At 70.7% G+C, this 16,142-nt stretch carries 15 protein-coding genes; 7 read left to right on the top strand and 8 right to left on the bottom strand.

The features are described from left to right. Window positions 1–12 precede the first annotated feature (12 nt). From nrdF to nrdH, 4 genes are read right to left on the bottom strand one after another with little or no spacing between them, the layout of a single operon-like run. Window positions 13–990: a class 1b ribonucleoside-diphosphate reductase subunit beta gene (gene nrdF, locus ACPEH0_RS00445; protein ID WP_064001665.1), complete on the bottom strand. Its 978-nt coding sequence runs from the start codon at window positions 988–990 to the stop codon at window positions 13–15. A 29-nt stretch (window positions 991–1,019) separates the two neighbouring features. After that, window positions 1,020–3,152, bottom strand: coding sequence for a class 1b ribonucleoside-diphosphate reductase subunit alpha (gene nrdE / locus ACPEH0_RS00440; RefSeq protein WP_217532303.1), 2,133 nt, complete (start codon window positions 3,150–3,152; stop codon window positions 1,020–1,022). Between the two features lie 5 nt (window positions 3,153–3,157). Then, window positions 3,158–3,595, bottom strand: coding sequence for a class Ib ribonucleoside-diphosphate reductase assembly flavoprotein NrdI (nrdI, locus tag ACPEH0_RS00435; RefSeq protein ID WP_253034060.1), 438 nt, complete (start codon window positions 3,593–3,595; stop codon window positions 3,158–3,160). 3 nt (window positions 3,596–3,598) lie between these two features. Further along, window positions 3,599–3,832, bottom strand: a complete 234-nt coding sequence (gene nrdH / locus ACPEH0_RS00430; RefSeq protein WP_018188439.1) for a glutaredoxin-like protein NrdH — start codon at window positions 3,830–3,832, stop codon at window positions 3,599–3,601. A 427-nt stretch (window positions 3,833–4,259) separates the two neighbouring features. On the opposite strand from nrdH, the gene ACPEH0_RS00425 reads away from it, so the two are divergent. Further along, window positions 4,260–5,465, top strand: a complete 1,206-nt coding sequence (locus tag ACPEH0_RS00425; protein WP_366213335.1) for an MFS transporter — start codon at window positions 4,260–4,262, stop codon at window positions 5,463–5,465. A gap of 6 nt (window positions 5,466–5,471) precedes the next feature. Here the strand turns inward: ACPEH0_RS00425 and ACPEH0_RS00420 are convergent, their stop codons facing one another. Next, the gene (locus tag ACPEH0_RS00420) at window positions 5,472–5,876 is read right to left on the bottom strand and encodes a pilus assembly protein CpaE (protein ID WP_366213336.1); all 405 of its coding nucleotides are present in this window, start codon (window positions 5,874–5,876) and stop codon (window positions 5,472–5,474) included. A 52-nt stretch (window positions 5,877–5,928) separates the two neighbouring features. On the opposite strand from ACPEH0_RS00420, the gene ACPEH0_RS00415 reads away from it, so the two are divergent. From ACPEH0_RS00415 to ACPEH0_RS00395, 5 genes are read left to right on the top strand one after another with little or no spacing between them, the layout of a single operon-like run. After that, window positions 5,929–6,702 (top strand): alpha/beta fold hydrolase, encoded by a 774-nt coding sequence (locus ACPEH0_RS00415; RefSeq protein WP_366213337.1) that lies wholly within the window; start codon window positions 5,929–5,931, stop codon window positions 6,700–6,702. After that, window positions 6,699–7,856, top strand: coding sequence for an acyl-CoA dehydrogenase family protein (locus ACPEH0_RS00410; protein ID WP_366213338.1), 1,158 nt, complete (start codon window positions 6,699–6,701; stop codon window positions 7,854–7,856). The genes ACPEH0_RS00415 and ACPEH0_RS00410 overlap by 4 nt, the downstream gene beginning before the upstream one ends. A gap of 41 nt (window positions 7,857–7,897) precedes the next feature. Further along, on the top strand, window positions 7,898–9,169 hold the full coding sequence (locus tag ACPEH0_RS00405) for a DUF445 domain-containing protein (protein ID WP_253034065.1): 1,272 nt from the start codon (window positions 7,898–7,900) through the stop codon (window positions 9,167–9,169). 2 nt (window positions 9,170–9,171) lie between these two features. Continuing rightward, window positions 9,172–10,050: an agmatinase family protein gene (locus ACPEH0_RS00400; protein ID WP_366213339.1), complete on the top strand. Its 879-nt coding sequence runs from the start codon at window positions 9,172–9,174 to the stop codon at window positions 10,048–10,050. Further along, window positions 10,047–10,529: a SixA phosphatase family protein gene (locus ACPEH0_RS00395; RefSeq protein ID WP_366213340.1), complete on the top strand. Its 483-nt coding sequence runs from the start codon at window positions 10,047–10,049 to the stop codon at window positions 10,527–10,529. Before ACPEH0_RS00400 ends, ACPEH0_RS00395 begins: the two co-directional genes overlap by 4 nt. On the opposite strand, the gene hutI is transcribed toward ACPEH0_RS00395, so the two are convergent. From hutI to hutH, 3 genes are read right to left on the bottom strand one after another with little or no spacing between them, the layout of a single operon-like run. After that, the gene (gene hutI / locus ACPEH0_RS00390; protein WP_366213341.1) at window positions 10,516–11,745 is read right to left on the bottom strand and encodes an imidazolonepropionase; all 1,230 of its coding nucleotides are present in this window, start codon (window positions 11,743–11,745) and stop codon (window positions 10,516–10,518) included. The genes ACPEH0_RS00395 and hutI overlap by 14 nt on opposite strands. Beyond that, a complete protein-coding gene (hutU, locus tag ACPEH0_RS00385) occupies window positions 11,742–13,406 on the bottom strand; it encodes a urocanate hydratase (RefSeq protein ID WP_366213342.1) in 1,665 nt (554 codons plus the stop codon). Before hutU ends, hutI begins: the two co-directional genes overlap by 4 nt. Further along, complete coding sequence (hutH, locus tag ACPEH0_RS00380) at window positions 13,403–15,043, bottom strand: histidine ammonia-lyase (protein ID WP_366213343.1); 1,641 nt, start codon at window positions 15,041–15,043, stop codon at window positions 13,403–13,405. Before hutH ends, hutU begins: the two co-directional genes overlap by 4 nt. 52 nt (window positions 15,044–15,095) lie before the next feature. Here hutH and ACPEH0_RS00375 point away from each other — a divergent pair, with 52 nt between their 5' ends. Then, complete coding sequence (locus ACPEH0_RS00375) at window positions 15,096–15,911, top strand: IclR family transcriptional regulator (RefSeq protein ID WP_423719401.1); 816 nt, start codon at window positions 15,096–15,098, stop codon at window positions 15,909–15,911. Window positions 15,912–16,142 lie beyond the last annotated feature (231 nt).

The raw sequence follows: 16,142 nt of genomic DNA, 5'->3' as shown, positions 1-16,142 counted from the left end.
TTCGTCAGTGACTCAGAAGTCCCAGTCGTCGTCCTCGGTCGCGACGGCCTTGCCGATGACGTACGACGATCCCGACCCACTGAAGAAGTCGTGGTTCTCGTCGGCGTTCGGCGACAGGGCCGACAGGATCGCCGGGTTCACATTCGTGACCGTGGCGGGGAACATCGCCTCGTAGCCGAGGTTCATGAGCGCCTTGTTGGCGTTGTAGTGCAGGAATTTCTTGACGTCCTCGGTCTGGCCGATGCCGTCGTAGAGGTCCTGCGTGTACTGCACCTCGTTGTCGTAGAGCTCGTAGAGCAGCGAGAACGTGTAGTCCTTGAGCTCGTCGCGCTCGGCCTGGCCGAGGGTCTCGAGCCCGCGCTGGAACTTGTAGCCGATGTAGTAGCCGTGCACGGCCTCGTCGCGGATGATGAGGCGAATGATGTCGGCCGTGTTCGTCAGCTTCGCCTTCGACGACCAGTACAGCGGCAGGTAGAACCCCGAGTAGAAGAGGAAGGACTCGAGCAGGGTCGAGGCGACCTTGCGCTTGAGCGGCTCATCGCCACGGTAGTAGTCCATGACGATGCGGGCCTTCTTCTGAAGGTTCTCGTTCTCGACCGACCAACGGAACGCGTCGTCGATCTCGGGCGTCGAGGCGAGCGTCGAGAAGATCGACGAGTAGCTCTTCGCGTGCACCGACTCCATGAACGCGATGTTCGTGTAGACGGCCTCCTCGTGCGGGGTGATCGCGTCGGGGATCAGCGAGACGGCGCCGACGGTGCCCTGGATCGTGTCGAGCAGCGTCAGGCCGGTGAACACGCGCATCGTGGTCTGCTGCTCCTCGGGGGTGAGCGTCGCCCACGACTGGATGTCGTTGGACAGCGGCACCTTCTCGGGCAGCCAGAAGTTGTTCACGAGGCGGTTCCACACCTCGAGGTCCTTGTCGTCCTGGATGCGGTTCCAGTTGATCGCCTGGACCGAGCCGAGGAGCTTCAGGGGTTCGGGGGTCATGTCTTCTTCCTCTATCGAATCTCGGCCGGTCAGAGCATGCAGGAGACGCACTCGGTCATGTCGGTGCCTTCGAGCGCCATCTGACGGAGACGGATGTAGTAGATCGTCTTGATGCCCTTGCGCCAGGCGTAGATCTGCGCCTTGTTGATGTCGCGCGTGGTGGCGGTGTCCTTGAAGAACAGCGTCAGCGACAGGCCTTGGTCGACGTGCTGGGTGGCGGCGGCGTAGGTGTCGATGACCTTCTCGTAGCCGATCTCGTACGCGTCCTCGTAGTACTCGAGGTTGTCGTTCGTCATGAACGGCGCCGGGTAGTAGACGCGGCCGATCTTGCCTTCCTTGCGGATCTCGATCTTCGACGCGATCGGGTGGATCGAGCTCGTCGAGTTGTTGATGTACGAGATCGAGCCCGTCGGCGGGACGGCCTGCAGGTTCTGGTTGTAGATGCCGTGCTTCTGGATGGATGCCTTCAGCTCGAGCCAGTCCTGCTGGGTCGGGATGTGGATGCCCTCGAAGAGCTCCTCGACCCGGGCCGTCGCCGGCTTCCACTCCTGCTCGGTGTACTTGTCGAAGAACTCGCCCGAGGCGTACTTCGAGTCCCAGAAGCCGTCGAAGACCTGACCGCGCTCGATGGCGATCTTGTTCGAGGCCTGCAGCGCGTGGAACAGCACCGTGTAGAAGTAGATGTTCGTGAAGTCGACACCCTCCTCCGAGCCGTAGTGGACGTGCTCGCGGGCGAGGTAGCCGTGCAGGTTCATCTGGCCGAGGCCGATGGCGTGCGACTTGTCGTTGCCGTCCTCGATGGAGCGGACCGAGCGGATGTGGCTCTGGTCGCTGACCGCGCTGAGGGCACGGATGCTGGTCTCCACCGTTCCGGCGAGGTCGCGGCCGTCCATCGCGAGGGCGATGTTCATCGAGCCGAGGTTGCAGGAGATGTCCTTGCCGATCTGGTCGTACGAGAGGTCCTCGTTGAACGTCGTCGGCGTGTTGACCTGCAGGATCTCCGAGCAGAGGTTGGACATGTTGATCCGACCCTTGATCGGGTTGGCCTTGTTCACCGTGTCCTCGAACATGATGTACGGGTAGCCCGACTCGAACTGGATCTCGGCGAGGGTCTGGAAGAACTCGCGCGCCTTGATCTTGGTCTTCTTGATGCGCGCGTCGTCGACCATCTCGCGGTACTTCTCGGTGACGGAGATGTCGCCGAAGGGCACACCGTAGACCCGCTCGACGTCGTACGGCGAGAAGAGGTACATGTCCTCGTCGTTCTTCGCGAGCTCGAACGTGATGTCGGGGACGACGACACCCAGCGACAGCGTCTTGATGCGGATCTTCTCGTCCGCGTTCTCGCGCTTGGTGTCGAGGAACTTCATGATGTCGGGGTGGTGAGCCGAGAGGTACACGGCACCGGCGCCCTGACGTGCACCCAGCTGGTTCGCGTAGCTGAAGCTGTCTTCGAGCAGCTTCATGACGGGGATGATGCCCGAGGACTGGTTCTCGATCTGCTTGATCGGGGCGCCCGCCTCGCGGATGTTCGAGAGGAGCAGGGCCACGCCGCCGCCGCGCTTGGACAGCTGCAGCGCGGAGTTGATGCCGCGGGCGATCGACTCCATGTTGTCCTCGATGCGCAGGAGGAAGCAGGAGACGAGTTCGCCGCGCTGCGCCTTGCCGGCGTTGAGGAAGGTGGGGGTGGCGGGCTGGAAGCGGCCCGACAGGATCTCGTCGACGAGCTTCGTGGCGAGGTCCTGGTCACCGGCGGCGAGGGCGAGAGCGGTCATCACGACGCGGTCCTCGAAGCGCTCGAGGTAGCGCTTGCCGTCGAAGGTCTTGAGCGTGTAGCTCGTGTAGTACTTGAACGCGCCGAGGAACGTGTCGAAACGGAACTTCTGCGCGTAGGCGTGGTCGTTGAGCCACTGGATGAACTCGAACGGGTACGCGTCGATGACGGCGCCCTCGTAGTACTCCTTCTCGACCAGGTAGTCGAGCTTCTCCTTCAGCGAGTGGAAGAAGACGGTGTTCTGGTTCACGTGCTGCAGGAAGTACTCCCGCGCCGCGCGCTTGTCGGCGTCGAACTGGATCTTCCCGTCCTCGCCGTAGAGGTTCAGCATCGCGTTCAGGGCGTGGTAGTCCATGCCCTCGAAGCGCGCCTCCGTCTTGAAGGCCATATCGGTCACTGCAGCTTCCACCAGTCTTCCAATCCGCCGCTCACGCGGTCGACGTCCTCGGGCGTGCCGAATACTTCCAGCCGGTACAAGTGCGGCACCTGACACTTGCGGCTGATGATGTCCCCGGCGAGGCAGAACGACTCGCCGAAATTGCTGTTTCCTGCGGAGATGACTCCGCGGAGCAGGCTCCGATTGCCCTCGTCGTTGAGGAAGCGGATGACCTGCTTGGGAACCGCGCCCTTCTCTTCTCCTCGGCCCTGGCCGCCCCCGTAGGTGGGGGTGACCAGGACGTAGGGCTCCTCGACGCGGAGCACGGGTTCGGAGGAGTGGAGCGGGATGCGGCGTGCCGGCATCCCGAGCTTCTCGATGAAACGTGCGGTGTTACCCGACACGCTCGAGAAGTAGACGAGCAGCGGCACGTTCGTCACGACGGCCGCGCTCATCGCTCAGACCAGGCGCGAGGCGAGCTCGTCGATCTTGTCGGGACGGAAGCCCGACCAGTGGTCCTCGTCGGTCACGACGACGGGGGCCTGCAGGTAGCCGAGCGACTTGACGTGCTCGAGCGCCGCCGGGTCCTCGGAGAGGTCGAGGACCTCGTAGTCGATGCCCTTGGAGTCCAGCGCGCGGTACGTCGCGTTGCACTGCACGCAGGACGGCTTCGTGTACACAGTGATCGCCATTCGTCGAACCTCTCTCGTCCTCCGGAACCCGTCGCGCGGGGTCCATCTCGTGTGAAATCTGGGGGTGAATCCATTGGCCGGAAGGCTGGGAGCCCGCCGGGAGCTCAATACTACATATGGGTACGGACACCGGGAAGCACCACAAGGGGTAGTAGTTACATCCGTGTAGTTTTTCCGCCGTCCTCCACAGGTACAACACAAGTTCTCCACCGTTTCATCCCCAATCCGGCAGGTCCGGAAGGGGGTCGAAAAGGCCAGGATTCCGGCCGAAACCCTCCCGGGTTCGGACGGTTGTCCACAGGTCGCACGCTAGAGCGGGCCACCGACATCCGATTCCGGGACCGGTCGGCGTGTCGGGCGTGTCGCGGCGTGTCGCACCGGCCCCGCACCCCCGTCGGACGTCGTCGGCGGTCGGTACGATGAAGGGGTGGCGGGATACTCGGAACTCCTGCGCGTCCCGGGTGTCGCGCGCATCATCGCGGCACAGTTGACGGCACGGTTCCCGAGCGGGATGACGAGCCTCGCCGTCCTCCTCCACGTCGAGCAGTCGACCGGGTCGTACGGCGCCGCCGGCATCGTCCTCGCCGCTCTGTCGATCGGCCAGGCGATCTCCGGCCCGGTGACCAGCCGGTGGATGGGTGTCTGGGGGATGCGGCGCGTCCTCACCCTCACCGCCGTCGTCTGCGCCGCCGCCGTGTTCGCCCTCGCCCTCAATCCGTTCGGGATGCCGGGGTTCATCGTGTTCGGCTTCATCGCCGGCATCGCCAACCCGCCCGTGCAGCCGGCCGTCCGCACGATCTACCCGAAGATCGTCACCTCGCGGCAGCTGACGCCCCTCTTCTCGCTGGATGCGAGCCTGCAGGAGATCATCTGGATCTTCGCGCCCGTCGTCATCACCCTCGTCGCGACCCAGGTCGGCACCGTCCCCGCGCTCCTGCTGATCGTCGTCATCCTCATCGGTGGGTGCGCCTGGTTCATCGCCTCGCCCGAGGTGGGGCGCGTCCGCATCCCCCGCAGCCGCCGCGGCTTCGGTCGCGTCCTCGGCAAGCCCGTCGTGCTGCTCTCGACCGTGACCGGCTTCCTCCTCGTGGGGGCGTGCGCTGCGGTCGAGGCGGGCGTTGTCGCGACCTTCGGGCACGAGGGCATCGAGGCGGGTCTCGTGCTCGCCGTCTTCGCCGTCGGCAGCCTCGCGGGCGGCCTCGGGTTCGGGCACATCCCGATCGGCCGCTGGGCGATGGCCCGCCGCCTCACGATCGTGGCCGTCGGGGTCACTTTCGTCATCATCAGCCTGAACGCCTGGTGGATGGGCGCCTCGCTCTTCGTCGCGGGCCTCGGCATCGCCCCGGCCCTCGCCGTCATGTTCGCCATCACGAGCGCGAGCGTCCGCTTCAGCGAGACCGCCGAGGCCTACGGCTGGATCGGCACCGGCCAGCTCATCGGCGCCGCGGCCGGCTCGGCCGTCGCGGGGTTCCTCATCGACGGCATGGGGGCGGTCGGCGCCTTCTTCGCCGCATCGGCGTTCGCCGTCGCGGGCGCGCTCGTGGCGGCGGTCTTCGTGCGCGGGTTCCCCGACCTCCGCGGCCGCGACGCGAGCCCGATCCCCGACACCGAGCCGGTCCCCCTCGTCACCTGAGCGCGGTCAGCGGATCCGCCCGAGCAGGAACAGCAGGGCCTGACCGTAGGCGTCGGCGGGTTCGGGATGCCGGAAGCGGTGGGGCGCGGCATCCACGTCGATCTCGACCTCGTAAGTGTCGGGCAGGCGCCGCAACGCGCGGAACGTCCCCCGCAGCAGCTCGCGCAGCTGCGCCTCGGAGGGCAGCCACAGGGCGTCCTCGAGCGCGACCGAGTCGAGCGCCCACTCGGTCGTGCCGTTGAAGGCGAGCAGGTCGCCGGTCGGATAGCTGCGCGCCTCGACGGTCATCTCGCTGACGGTGTAGACGTCGGCCTCGAACTCGGGCTCGTCGAGCTGGAACCGGTCGCCGGAGCGGGGACGCCAGGTCAGGCCGCTCGCGCGCAGCTCGCGTGCCAGGTCGGTGGAGATCATGCCCCCATCCTGGCCCGGCACCGGGGCCCGGGGCCCGTCCTAGGCTGAGAGCATGCCGTCACCCGTCACCCTCCCCCGCCTCGGTTGGGGCGACCCGCGCGCGCCGCGGCACGCCCTCCTCGTCCACGGTCTGGGCTCGAACGGCGCGCTCATGTGGCGCTACGCCGTCGCCCTCGCCGACGCCGGCTGGCACGTCGAGGCCGTCGACCTGCGCGGGCACGGCACCGCCCCGCGCGCGCTCGACTACTCGATCGCGGCGTACGCGACCGACCTCGTCCACACCCGTCCCACCGACGACGGGACGTGGGACCTCGTCCTCGGCCACTCCCTCGGCGGCGCCGCCGCGACCGTCGCTGCGGCCGACGCGCCGACGTGGACCCGCCATCTCGTGCTCGTCGACCCCGCCATCCACCTCTCCGACGAGGACCGTGAGAGCGTCCGCGCGAGCCAGGAGCAGGCGTTCGCCGACACCTCGATCGCCGCCGTCCGCGCCGCCCACCCCGGGTGGCTCGAGGTGGACGTCGAGCTGAAGGCGATCGCCGCCGCGCAAGCGAGCCGTTCGGCCGTCGAGGCGACGGGCACGCAGAACACCCCGTGGGATGTGCGGGAGGCGGCATCCCGTCTCACCGTGCCGACCCACGTCATCGCCGGCGATCCCGCGGTGTACTCCATCTTCACGGGGGCGCTCGCGGACGAGGTGCAGCAGAACCCGCTCGTGTCGATGGCCGTCGTGCCGGGCACGGGGCACTCGCCCCACCGCGATGCTCCGGATGCCGCCGCGCGGGCCCTGCTCGACGCGGTCGCCGCCTGGGGGCGGGGCGCATGAGCTTCGACGTCGCCACGCACCTGCCCGACGATCTGCTCGCGCGCATCCGCTCGCGCGCGGCCGCCGTCGACGCCGAGAACGTGTTCCCCGAGGAGGACCTCGCCGACCTCCGGGCGGCGGGTTACCTCGCGATCCTCGTGCCGACCGAGCTCGGCGGCGCGGGACTGGGCCTGCGTGAGGCATCCGTCCTGCAGCAGCGGCTCGCGGGCGCGGCCCCCGCGACGGCGCTCGCGATCAACATGCACCTCGTCTGGACCGGTGTCGCGAAGGTGATGTCCGACCGGGGCGACGACGCCCTGCGCTTCCTGCAGGAGGGCGCCGCCCGGGGCGAGGTGTTCGCCTTCGGCATCAGCGAGGCGGGCAACGACCTCGTGCTGTTCGGCAGCGACACGGATGCCGCGCCCCGGCCCGACGGCTCGTACGCCTTCACGGGCACCAAGATCTTCACATCGCTCGCGCCGGTGTGGACGCACCTCGGGCTCCACGGCCTGGACGCGTCCGACCCCGACGACCCGCGGCTCGTGTTCGGCTTCGTCCCGCGCAGCGACGCCGTCGTCACGCGCGACGATTGGGACACGCTCGGCATGCGCGGCACGCAGTCCCGGACGACCGAGCTGCACGGCGCCGTCGCCCCGGCGGACCGGATCGTCCGCCGGCTGCCGGTCGGTCCGAGTCCCGACCCGCTCGTCTTCGGCATCTTCAGCGCTTTCGAGATCCTGCTGGCCTCGGTCTACACCGGCATCGCGCGGCGTGCCCTCGACCTCGCGGTCGAGACCGCGCGCGCCCGGACCTCGAAGAAGACGGGCCGTTCCTACAGCCAGGACCCCGACATCCGGTGGCGGGTCGCCGACATGGCCCTCGCCTACGACGCCCTGCCCGTGCAGGTCGAGACCCTCGCCGCCGACATCGACGGCCTCGTCGACCACGGCGCGATGTGGTTCCCGAAGCTGTCGGCGATCAAGCACCGCGCGGCGGTGACGGCGAAGCAGGTCGTCGACGAGGCGATGCTCGTCGCGGGCGGCTCGTCGTTCTTCACCCGGAACGAACTGAGCCGGCTCTACCGCGACGTGCTGGCCGGTCTGTTCCACCCGTCCGACCCCGAGTCGGTGCACAGCGCGCTCGCGAACGCGTGGCTGGGTCCGCTCGAGCCGTGAGTCGCCCCGGCGCGTGAGGGGCGCCGTGGCAGGATGGCCGAATGGCCCGCATCCCGTACGGCTCGCTGAGCACCGCTGATCAGCAGCGGTATCGCGGGCTCCGCACCATGAAGGCGGTCGCGCTCGGCGCCCTGCTGTTCATGGCGATCGTCTTCGTCATCGCGTTCATCCTCGAGAAGGACCTCTCGGGCTGGGGGTACGTGCGCGCGGCGGCCGAGGGCGGCATGGTCGGCGCGCTCGCGGACTGGTTCGCGGTGACGGCGCTGTTCCGGCATCCGCTCGGCATCCCGATCCCGCACACGGCGATCATCCCGCGCCGGAAGGACGAGATCGGTCGCACGCTCGGCGAGTTCGTCGAGACCAACTTCCTCGAGGGCGGCGTCGTCCGCCAGAAGCTCGAGTCCACGCACATCGCGCGGACCGCGGGCACCTGGCTGCAGGACCCCGCCCACGCGAAGACCGTCGCGGCCGAGGCGTCGACGATGGCCAGCGGCATCCTGACGGCGCTGAGCGACGACGAGGTGCAGGACCTCATCAGCGACCTCGCCCACGAGCACCTGCTGAGCCCGTCGTGGGGTCCGTCGCTCGGGACGTGGCTCTCGCGGGTGGTGGATGCCGACGCCCACCGCGGCGCGGTCGACCTGGGCGTCGACAGCATCGCCCGCTGGCTCGACGCGAACCGCGAGGCGTTCGACGGCCTCGTCTCCCGCCGTCTGCCATCCTGGGTGCCGTCGGTGGCGATGCGGCTCGTGGACGACACCGTGTACCACGAGGCGACGAAGTTCGTCGCGGCCGTGCAGCGCGACCCCGAGCACCCGGCGCGCAAGGCGCTCGACCAGTACCTTGAGCGCCTCGCCGACAACCTGCAACACGACCCCGAGACCATCGGCCGACTCGAGGGCGCGAAGAGCGCCGTCTTCGACAGCCCGCGGGTGCGCGCCCTCGCCGCCGACGCGTGGAACACCGCGAAGGCCGGCCTGCTGCGCTCCCTCGCCGACGAGGACAGCCCGCTCCGCCGTCGCGTGACCGCCGCACTCGGCGACCTCGGCGACCGGCTCGCGACCGACACGGCCCTGCAGGAACGCGTCGACAAGCGCATCGCGGATGCCGCCGTCTTCCTCGTCGATCGCTACCGCCACGACATCGCGTCGATCATCACCGACACCGTGGAGCGCTGGGACGCCGACGAGACGAGCCAGAAGATCGAGCTGCAGGTCGGCCGCGACCTGCAGTACATCCGCCTCAACGGCACGATCGTGGGTGCCCTCGCCGGCCTCGTGATTTTCACCGTCGCCCACCTGCTGCTCCCCTGACCATGGCGCTCTCCGTCGATCCGCTCTGGCCGCGCGCCGGGGACTGGCCGGCTCCGGACGGGCGGGTGGATGCCGCGATCCTCGGCCTGCCCGCCTTCCGCACGTCGCTGTCCCCCACCGGGGCGCACGCGACACCCGCCGCCGTGCGCGAGGCGCTACGCCGGTTCAGCCCGACCCTGCTCGGCCCTCCCCCCGTCGACCTGAACGAGGCGCTCCGGATCGCGGACGCCGGTGACGTCGCCGACCCCGACGGACCCGAGGGCGAGGCGCGCGTGCGCGAGCGCGTCCGCGGGCTGCGCGCGGCATCCGGTCTCGTGATCGCCCTCGGCGGCGACAACTCCGTCACCTACGCGGCCGCACAGGGAGCGGGGGTGTCGGGCCTCATCACCCTCGACGCGCACTTCGACCTGCGCGACGGGGTGTCGAACGGCTCCCCCGTGCGCCGCCTCGTCGAGGACGGTCTCGACCCGCGGCGCATCGTGCAGATCGGCATCGCGGACTTCGCCAACTCGGTCGCGTACGCCGAGCGCGCCGCCGACCTCGGCATCACGGTCATCACCCTCGACGAGGTGCGCCGCCGCGGCGCCGAGGACGTCATGATCCAGGCCCTGTCGATCGCGGGCACCGCCGGTGACGTGCACCTCGACATCGACGTGGACGTCTGCGACCGCTCCGTCGCGCCGGGGTGCCCGGCATCCGTCCCCGGCGGACTCGAGGCGTGGGAGCTGCGCGCCCTCGTCCGCGCGGCGGCCGGGGATCGTCGCGTCGTCAGCGCCGACGTCGTCGAGGTGGACGCGACGGCGGATGCCGCGGACGGCCGCACCGTCAGACTCGCGGCGCTCTGCGTCCTGGAACTGCTCGCCGGAAGGGCCCTCGCATGATCACCCTCATCCTCGTCCGTCACGCCAAGAGCGACTGGGGCACCGGACTCGACGACCACGAACGTCCGCTGAACGACCGCGGGCAGCGGGATGCCCCGGTCATGGCGCGACGGCTCGCCGCGACCGGCGTGCGACCGGCCCGCATCCTGTCGTCGACCGCCGTGCGCGCGCGGACGACGGCGCAGACGTTCGCAGACGCCCTCGGCGTTTCGGTCGAGACCGATGAGGGCCTGTACGGTGCCCCGGGCTCGCGGCTGCTCGCGACCGCCGCCGCGAGCGGCGTCACCGACGTCATGGTCGTCGCGCACGACCCGGGGATGACGGTGCTCGCCGAGCAGCTGTCGGACGGCGGGATCGGCGCGATGCCGACGTGCGCCGTCGCGACCTTCGTCTGGGACACCGGCGATTGGGACGTCGCGACCGCCGTCCCGCCGGCGCGCTGGAATCTCGACACCCCGCGGGACGTCAGCGGGGACTGATCACCTCGCCGCCGCGGTACACGCGGTGGACGAGCGGCACCCCCGGCCGGTAGGCCAGGTGCCGCCGACTCGGTGCGTCGAGGACGACGAGGTCCGCGCGCACACCCACGCCGAGGTGGCCGACGTCGCTGCGGCGCAGCGCCAGCGCTCCCCCGGCGGTCGCCGCCCACACTGCCTCGCCGACGGTCATCCCCATCTCGCGCACGGCGAGGGCGATCATGAGCGGCATCGAGCTCGTGAACGACGAGCCCGGGTTGCAGTCGCTCGCGAGCGCCACCGTCACGCCCGCGTCGATCAGCCGACGCGCGTCGGGGTACGGCTGGCGCGTCGAGAACTCGACGCCCGGGAGGAGCGTCGCGACCGTGTCCGACGCAGCGAGGGCCGCGATGTCGGCATCCGTCAGATGGGTGCAGTGGTCGACGGATGCCGCGCCCAGCCGCACCGCGAGCTGCACCCCCGGCCCCTCGCCGAGCTGATTGCCGTGCACGCGGACGCCGAGCCCGGACGCCGCACCGGCGCGGAGGATGCGCTCGCTTTCGGCCTCGGTGAACGCACCCCGCTCGCAGAACACGTCCACCCACCGCGCGTGCGGGCGGACCGCGGCCAGCATGGCGTCACACACGAGGTCGACGTACGCCTCGCGGGCGGCTCCCTCGGGGACGACATGCGCCCCGAGGTACGTGACCTCGTCGGTGACCTCGGCGGCCAGCCGGGCGAGACGTTCCTCGCCGTCGAGAGTGAGGGCGTACCCGGTCTTGACCTCGAACGTCGTCGTCCCCTGCGCGTGCAGCTCAGCCACGAGCGCGGCGAGACGTGCCCGCAGCTCGTCGTCCGTCGCCTCCCGGGTGGCGGCGACGGTGCGGCGGATGCCGCCCGCGGCATACGGGACGCCCGTCATCCGCGCCTCGAACTCGTCGGCTCGGTCGCCGGCGAACACGAGGTGCGTGTGACTGTCCACGAAACCCGGGATCACCGCCCGCCCGCCGAGGTCGACGCGCGTGACCCCTGACCGCGAGACAGCATGCGCAGCACGAGACGTCGACGACGGACCGCTGTCTCGGGTTGCCGCTGCAGTCTCGGCGTCGGAGGCGGCGCCCGCCCACGCGACCCGGCCCTCGTCGACGAGGAGGGCGGCGTCGGCGATGGTCGCCGTGGGGGCCGCGGCATCCGCGTTCGTCGTCAGCTCGGCGATGCCGGTGAAGAGGGTCGCCATCATGCGTCCAGCATGGGGACGGTCAGGCCGCGCTCGCGGGCGACCTCCTTCGCACGGTCGTACCCGGCGTCGACGTGGCGCATGACGCCCGTGCCGGGGTCGTTGACCAGGACCCGCGCGAGCTTCTCGGCGGCGAGGGCGGAACCGTCGGCGACGGTGACCTGCCCGGCGTGGATCGAGCGGCCGATGCCGACGCCGCCACCGTGGTGGATCGACACCCAGGCCGCCCCCGACGCTGTGTTCAGCAGCGCGTTGAGCAGCGGCCAGTCGGCGATCGCGTCCGAACCGTCGGCCATCGCCTCGGTCTCGCGGTAGGGGCTCGCCACCGACCCCGCGTCGAGGTGGTCGCGGCCGATCACGATCGGACCCGACAGCTCACCCGAGGCGACCATCTCATTGAACTTCAGGCCCGCGAGGTGGCGCTCCTTGTAGCCCAGCCAGCAGATGCGCGCGGGCAGGCCCTCGAAATGCACCTTCTCACCGGCCTTCTCGAGCCAGCGGTGCAGCGCGGTGTCGTCGGGGAAGAGCTCCGCGACGGCGCGGTCGGTCTTCGCGATGTCCTCCGGGTCGCCCGAGAGCGCCACCCACCGGAACGGTCCCTTCCCCTCCGCGAACAGCGGCCGGATGTAGGCGGGGACGAACCCGGGGAACGCGAACGCGCGGTCGTAGCCGCCGAGCTCGGCTTCGCGGCGGATCGAGTTGCCGTAGTCGAAGACCGCGGCCCCGGCATCCTGGAACCCGACCATCGCCTCCACGTGCCGCGCCATCGAGGCTCGCGACCGCTCGGTGAACCCCTCGGGATCGGCGGAGGCCTGCGCCTTCCACTCCTCGAACGCGACGCCCGAGGGCAGGTACGCGAGCGGGTCGTGCGCGCTCGTCTGGTCCGTCACGATGTCGATCGGGATGCCGCGGCGCAGCAGCTCCGGGAACACGTCCGCCGCGTTCCCCACGACGCCGATCGAGCGCGCCTCCCCCGCCGCCTTCGCCGCGAGCGCCCGCTCGACGGCCGCATCGAGATCGGCGGTGTGCTCGTCGAGGTAGCCGTGCTCCACGCGTCGGCGCAGGCGCGACTCGTCGACGTCGACGACGAGGACCGCTCCCCCGTTCATCGTGACGGCGAGCGGCTGCGCGCCGCCCATGCCGCCCGCGCCGCCCGTGAGGGTGAGCGTCCCGGCGAGCGAGTCGCGGCCGAGCGAGCGCGCGACGGCGGCGAACGTCTCGTACGTGCCCTGCAGGATGCCCTGCGTGCCGATGTAGATCCACGACCCCGCCGTCATCTGGCCGTACATCGTCAGGCCCAGGTGCTCGAGCCGGCGGAACTCGGGCCACGTCGCCCAATCGCCGACGAGGTTCGAGTTGGCGATGAGCACCCGCGGCGCCCACTCGTGCGTGCGGAACACGCCGACCGGCTTGCCGGACTGCACGAGCAGCGTCTCGTCGGGCTCCAGCTCGTCGAGCGTGCGGACGATCGCGTCGTACGCCTCCCACGTGCGGGCGGCCTTGCCCGTCCCGCCGTAGACGACGAGGTCCTCCGGGTGCTCGGCGACCTCGGGGTCGAGGTTGTTCATCAGCATCCGCTTGGCCGCCTCGGCGCCCCAGCTCTTCGCGGTGCGTTCGGCGCCTCGCGCCGCGCGGACGGTGCGGGTCGTGGTCGTGTCGGTCATGCCTGTTCTCCTTCGAACGGTGCGGCACTCGAGCGGAGATCTGCGCTCGAGCGGACGGTTTCGGGGGGATTCGTCCGCGCGACGGCGGATGTCCGCCCGACGGCTGGTCCGAATGCGGTGCGGGCGATCTCGCCCGACACCACGAGCTGCGTCACGGCCTCGAGGTCGGGGGCGACGAAGCGGTCGGGTCCCGGTCCCTCGACGACCGTGCGGACGAGGTCGCGCACGGCGCCGGTGACCGGCGCGGGCTGCAAAGGAGCGCGCAGGTCGAGGGCGCGGCATCCCGTCACCACCTCGATCGCGAGGACGCGGGCGAGCCCGTCGATCGCGCGACGCAGCTTGCGGGCGGCGGCCCAGCCCATCGACACGTGGTCCTCCTGCATCGCCGACGACGGGATCGAGTCGACGGATGCCGGCACGGCGAGGCGCTTGAGCTCCGAGACGATCCCCGCCGCGGCGTACTGCGCGATCATGAGGCCGCTGTCGACGCCCACCTCGTCGGCGAGGAACGGCGGCAGCCCGTTGCTGCGCGAGCGGTCGAGCGCGCGGTCGGTGCGGCGCTCCGAGATCGAGGCCACATCGGCGACCGCGATCGCGAGGAAGTCGAGGACGTAGGCGACGGGCGCGCCGTGGAAGTTGCCGTTCGACTCGACCCGGCCATCGGGGGTCACGACGGGGTTGTCGACGGCCGACGCGAGCTCGCGTTCGGCCACGGTGCGGGCGTGGTCGAGGGTGTCACGGGCGGCGCCGTGCACCTGCGGCGAGCAGCGCAGCGAGTAGGCGTCCTGCACGCGGGTGCAGACGGCCGGGTCGCGGTGGCTCGCGACGATCGGCGAGTCGGCGAGTGCGTGCCGTAGGTGCGCGGCCGAGACCGCCTGCCCCGACTGCGGGCGGAGCGCCATGAGGTCGGCCGCGAAGACGGCATCCGTCCCCAACTGGCTCTCGACCGAGAGAGCGGCGGCGAGGTCGGCGGTCGCGAGCAGGGTGTCGAGATCGGCGAGGGCGAGCGCCAGCATCCCGAGCATGCCGTCGGTGCCGTTGATGAGGGCGAGACCCTCCTTCTCCTCGAGGACGAGGGGACGGATGCCGGCGGCCGCCAGTGCCTCGGCGGCATCCGTCCGCGTGCCGTCCGCCGTGCGGACCGGTCCCTCGCCGAGCGCGGCGAGCGCGATGTGCGAAAGCGGGGCGAGGTCGCCCGAGCAGCCGAGCGAGCCGTACTCGTGCACGATCGGGGTGATGCCGGCGTTGAGCATCGCCGCGTACGTGTCGACGACGACCGGGCGGACGCCGGTGCGACCGGTCGCGAGGGTCTGCAGGCGCAGCAGCTGAAGCGCCCGGACGACCTCGCGCTCGACCTCGGGTCCCGTTCCCGCCGCGTGCGAGCGGATGAGGCTCGCCTGCAGCTGGCGGCGCCGGTCGGGGGCGATGAACGTCGTCGCGAGCGCGCCGAAGCCGGTCGAGATGCCGTAGTGCGGCTGCGGGTCGTCGGCGAGGCGCTCGATGAGGGCGCGGGTCTCGGCCGTGCGGGCGAGCGCGGCGTCGGAGACCGCGACGCGCGCGTCGTGCCGGGCGACGGCGACGACCTCGGCGGGTGTGAGCGGGGCGTCGCCGAGGGTGACGGTGGTGAGGACGGGCATGGTCCGATTCCATCGGCTGCGCCGCCCCGGCAGGTGGCGCGCGTGGCATCCTGTGTCTGTGATCTCAGACAAGCCGCGGGCGCCGATCCCAGACACACCGCCGACCCCAGACAAGCCGCAGGTCCCCGCCGCGGATCAGACGCTCCGCATCCTGAGCTTCCTGGCGCACCAGCGCGGGCCGGTGGCGGCGCAGACGATCGCGAGCCATCTCGGCATCCCGCGGTCGAGCATCTACCACCTGCTCGCGGCGATGACCGCGCACGGGTTCGTCGTGCACCTCGAGGGCGACCGGCGCTGGGGACTCGGCACCGCCGCGTTCGAGCTCGCCGGCGGGTACGCGCGGCAGGAGCCCCTCGCCCGCCTCGGCCGACCGATCGTCGCGCAGCTCGCCGACCGCGCCGGCGAGAGTGCGCACCTCGCCGTCATGACGGGCCGCGACGTCCTTTACATCGTCGAGGAGCGCGCACCGCGACGGCCCGCGCTCATCACCGATGTGGGCGTCCGCCTCCCCGCGCACCTCACCGCGACCGGGCGCGCCATGCTCGCCGCGCTCCCCCGCGAGCAGGTCCGCGCGCTGTTCCCGGATGCGGCATCCCTCTCGGTCCAACGCACCGGCCGCGGACCGGGTCGGCCCGGCGAGCTGCGGGAACTCCTGCGGCAGGCCCGAGCCGACGGCTACGCGACTGAGGACGGCGAGGTCACGCTCGGGTTCCGCTCGGTCGGCGTCGCGGTCCGCGATCACGCGGACTGGCCCGCCGCCGCCCTCGCCATCACCTGGCCTGACGGTGCCGACGTCGATCCCGACCGCCTCGCCGCGCTCGCGACGGACGCGGCGGCCGACCTCTCCCGCCGCATCGGCCGGCGGTAACCGCCGCCCGCTCCCCCGCCCGGCCCGGCATCAACCGAGGACAGATCCTCCCAACTGGCCGGACCCACCGCTATCCCCGCCCCCACAGACCGATCCTCCGCGGTAGGTGCCGCCACGTCCGTCTGATCACCGCCCCAGCCGGTGCCGTCCGTCCGGACTCCCTCACTTCTCTGCTCGGCTACAACCGCGGAGAAATCGGTGCGGGTGGGCCGAAACCGTCCGGAATCCGAT

This window comes from Microbacterium sp. NPDC079356, assembly GCF_049545465.1.
Lineage (GTDB): Bacteria > Actinomycetota > Actinomycetes > Actinomycetales > Microbacteriaceae > Microbacterium > Microbacterium gawkjiense.
The sequence above is the reverse complement of the archived record's forward strand: the minus strand, read 5'-3'. Positions and strand labels throughout refer to the sequence as shown.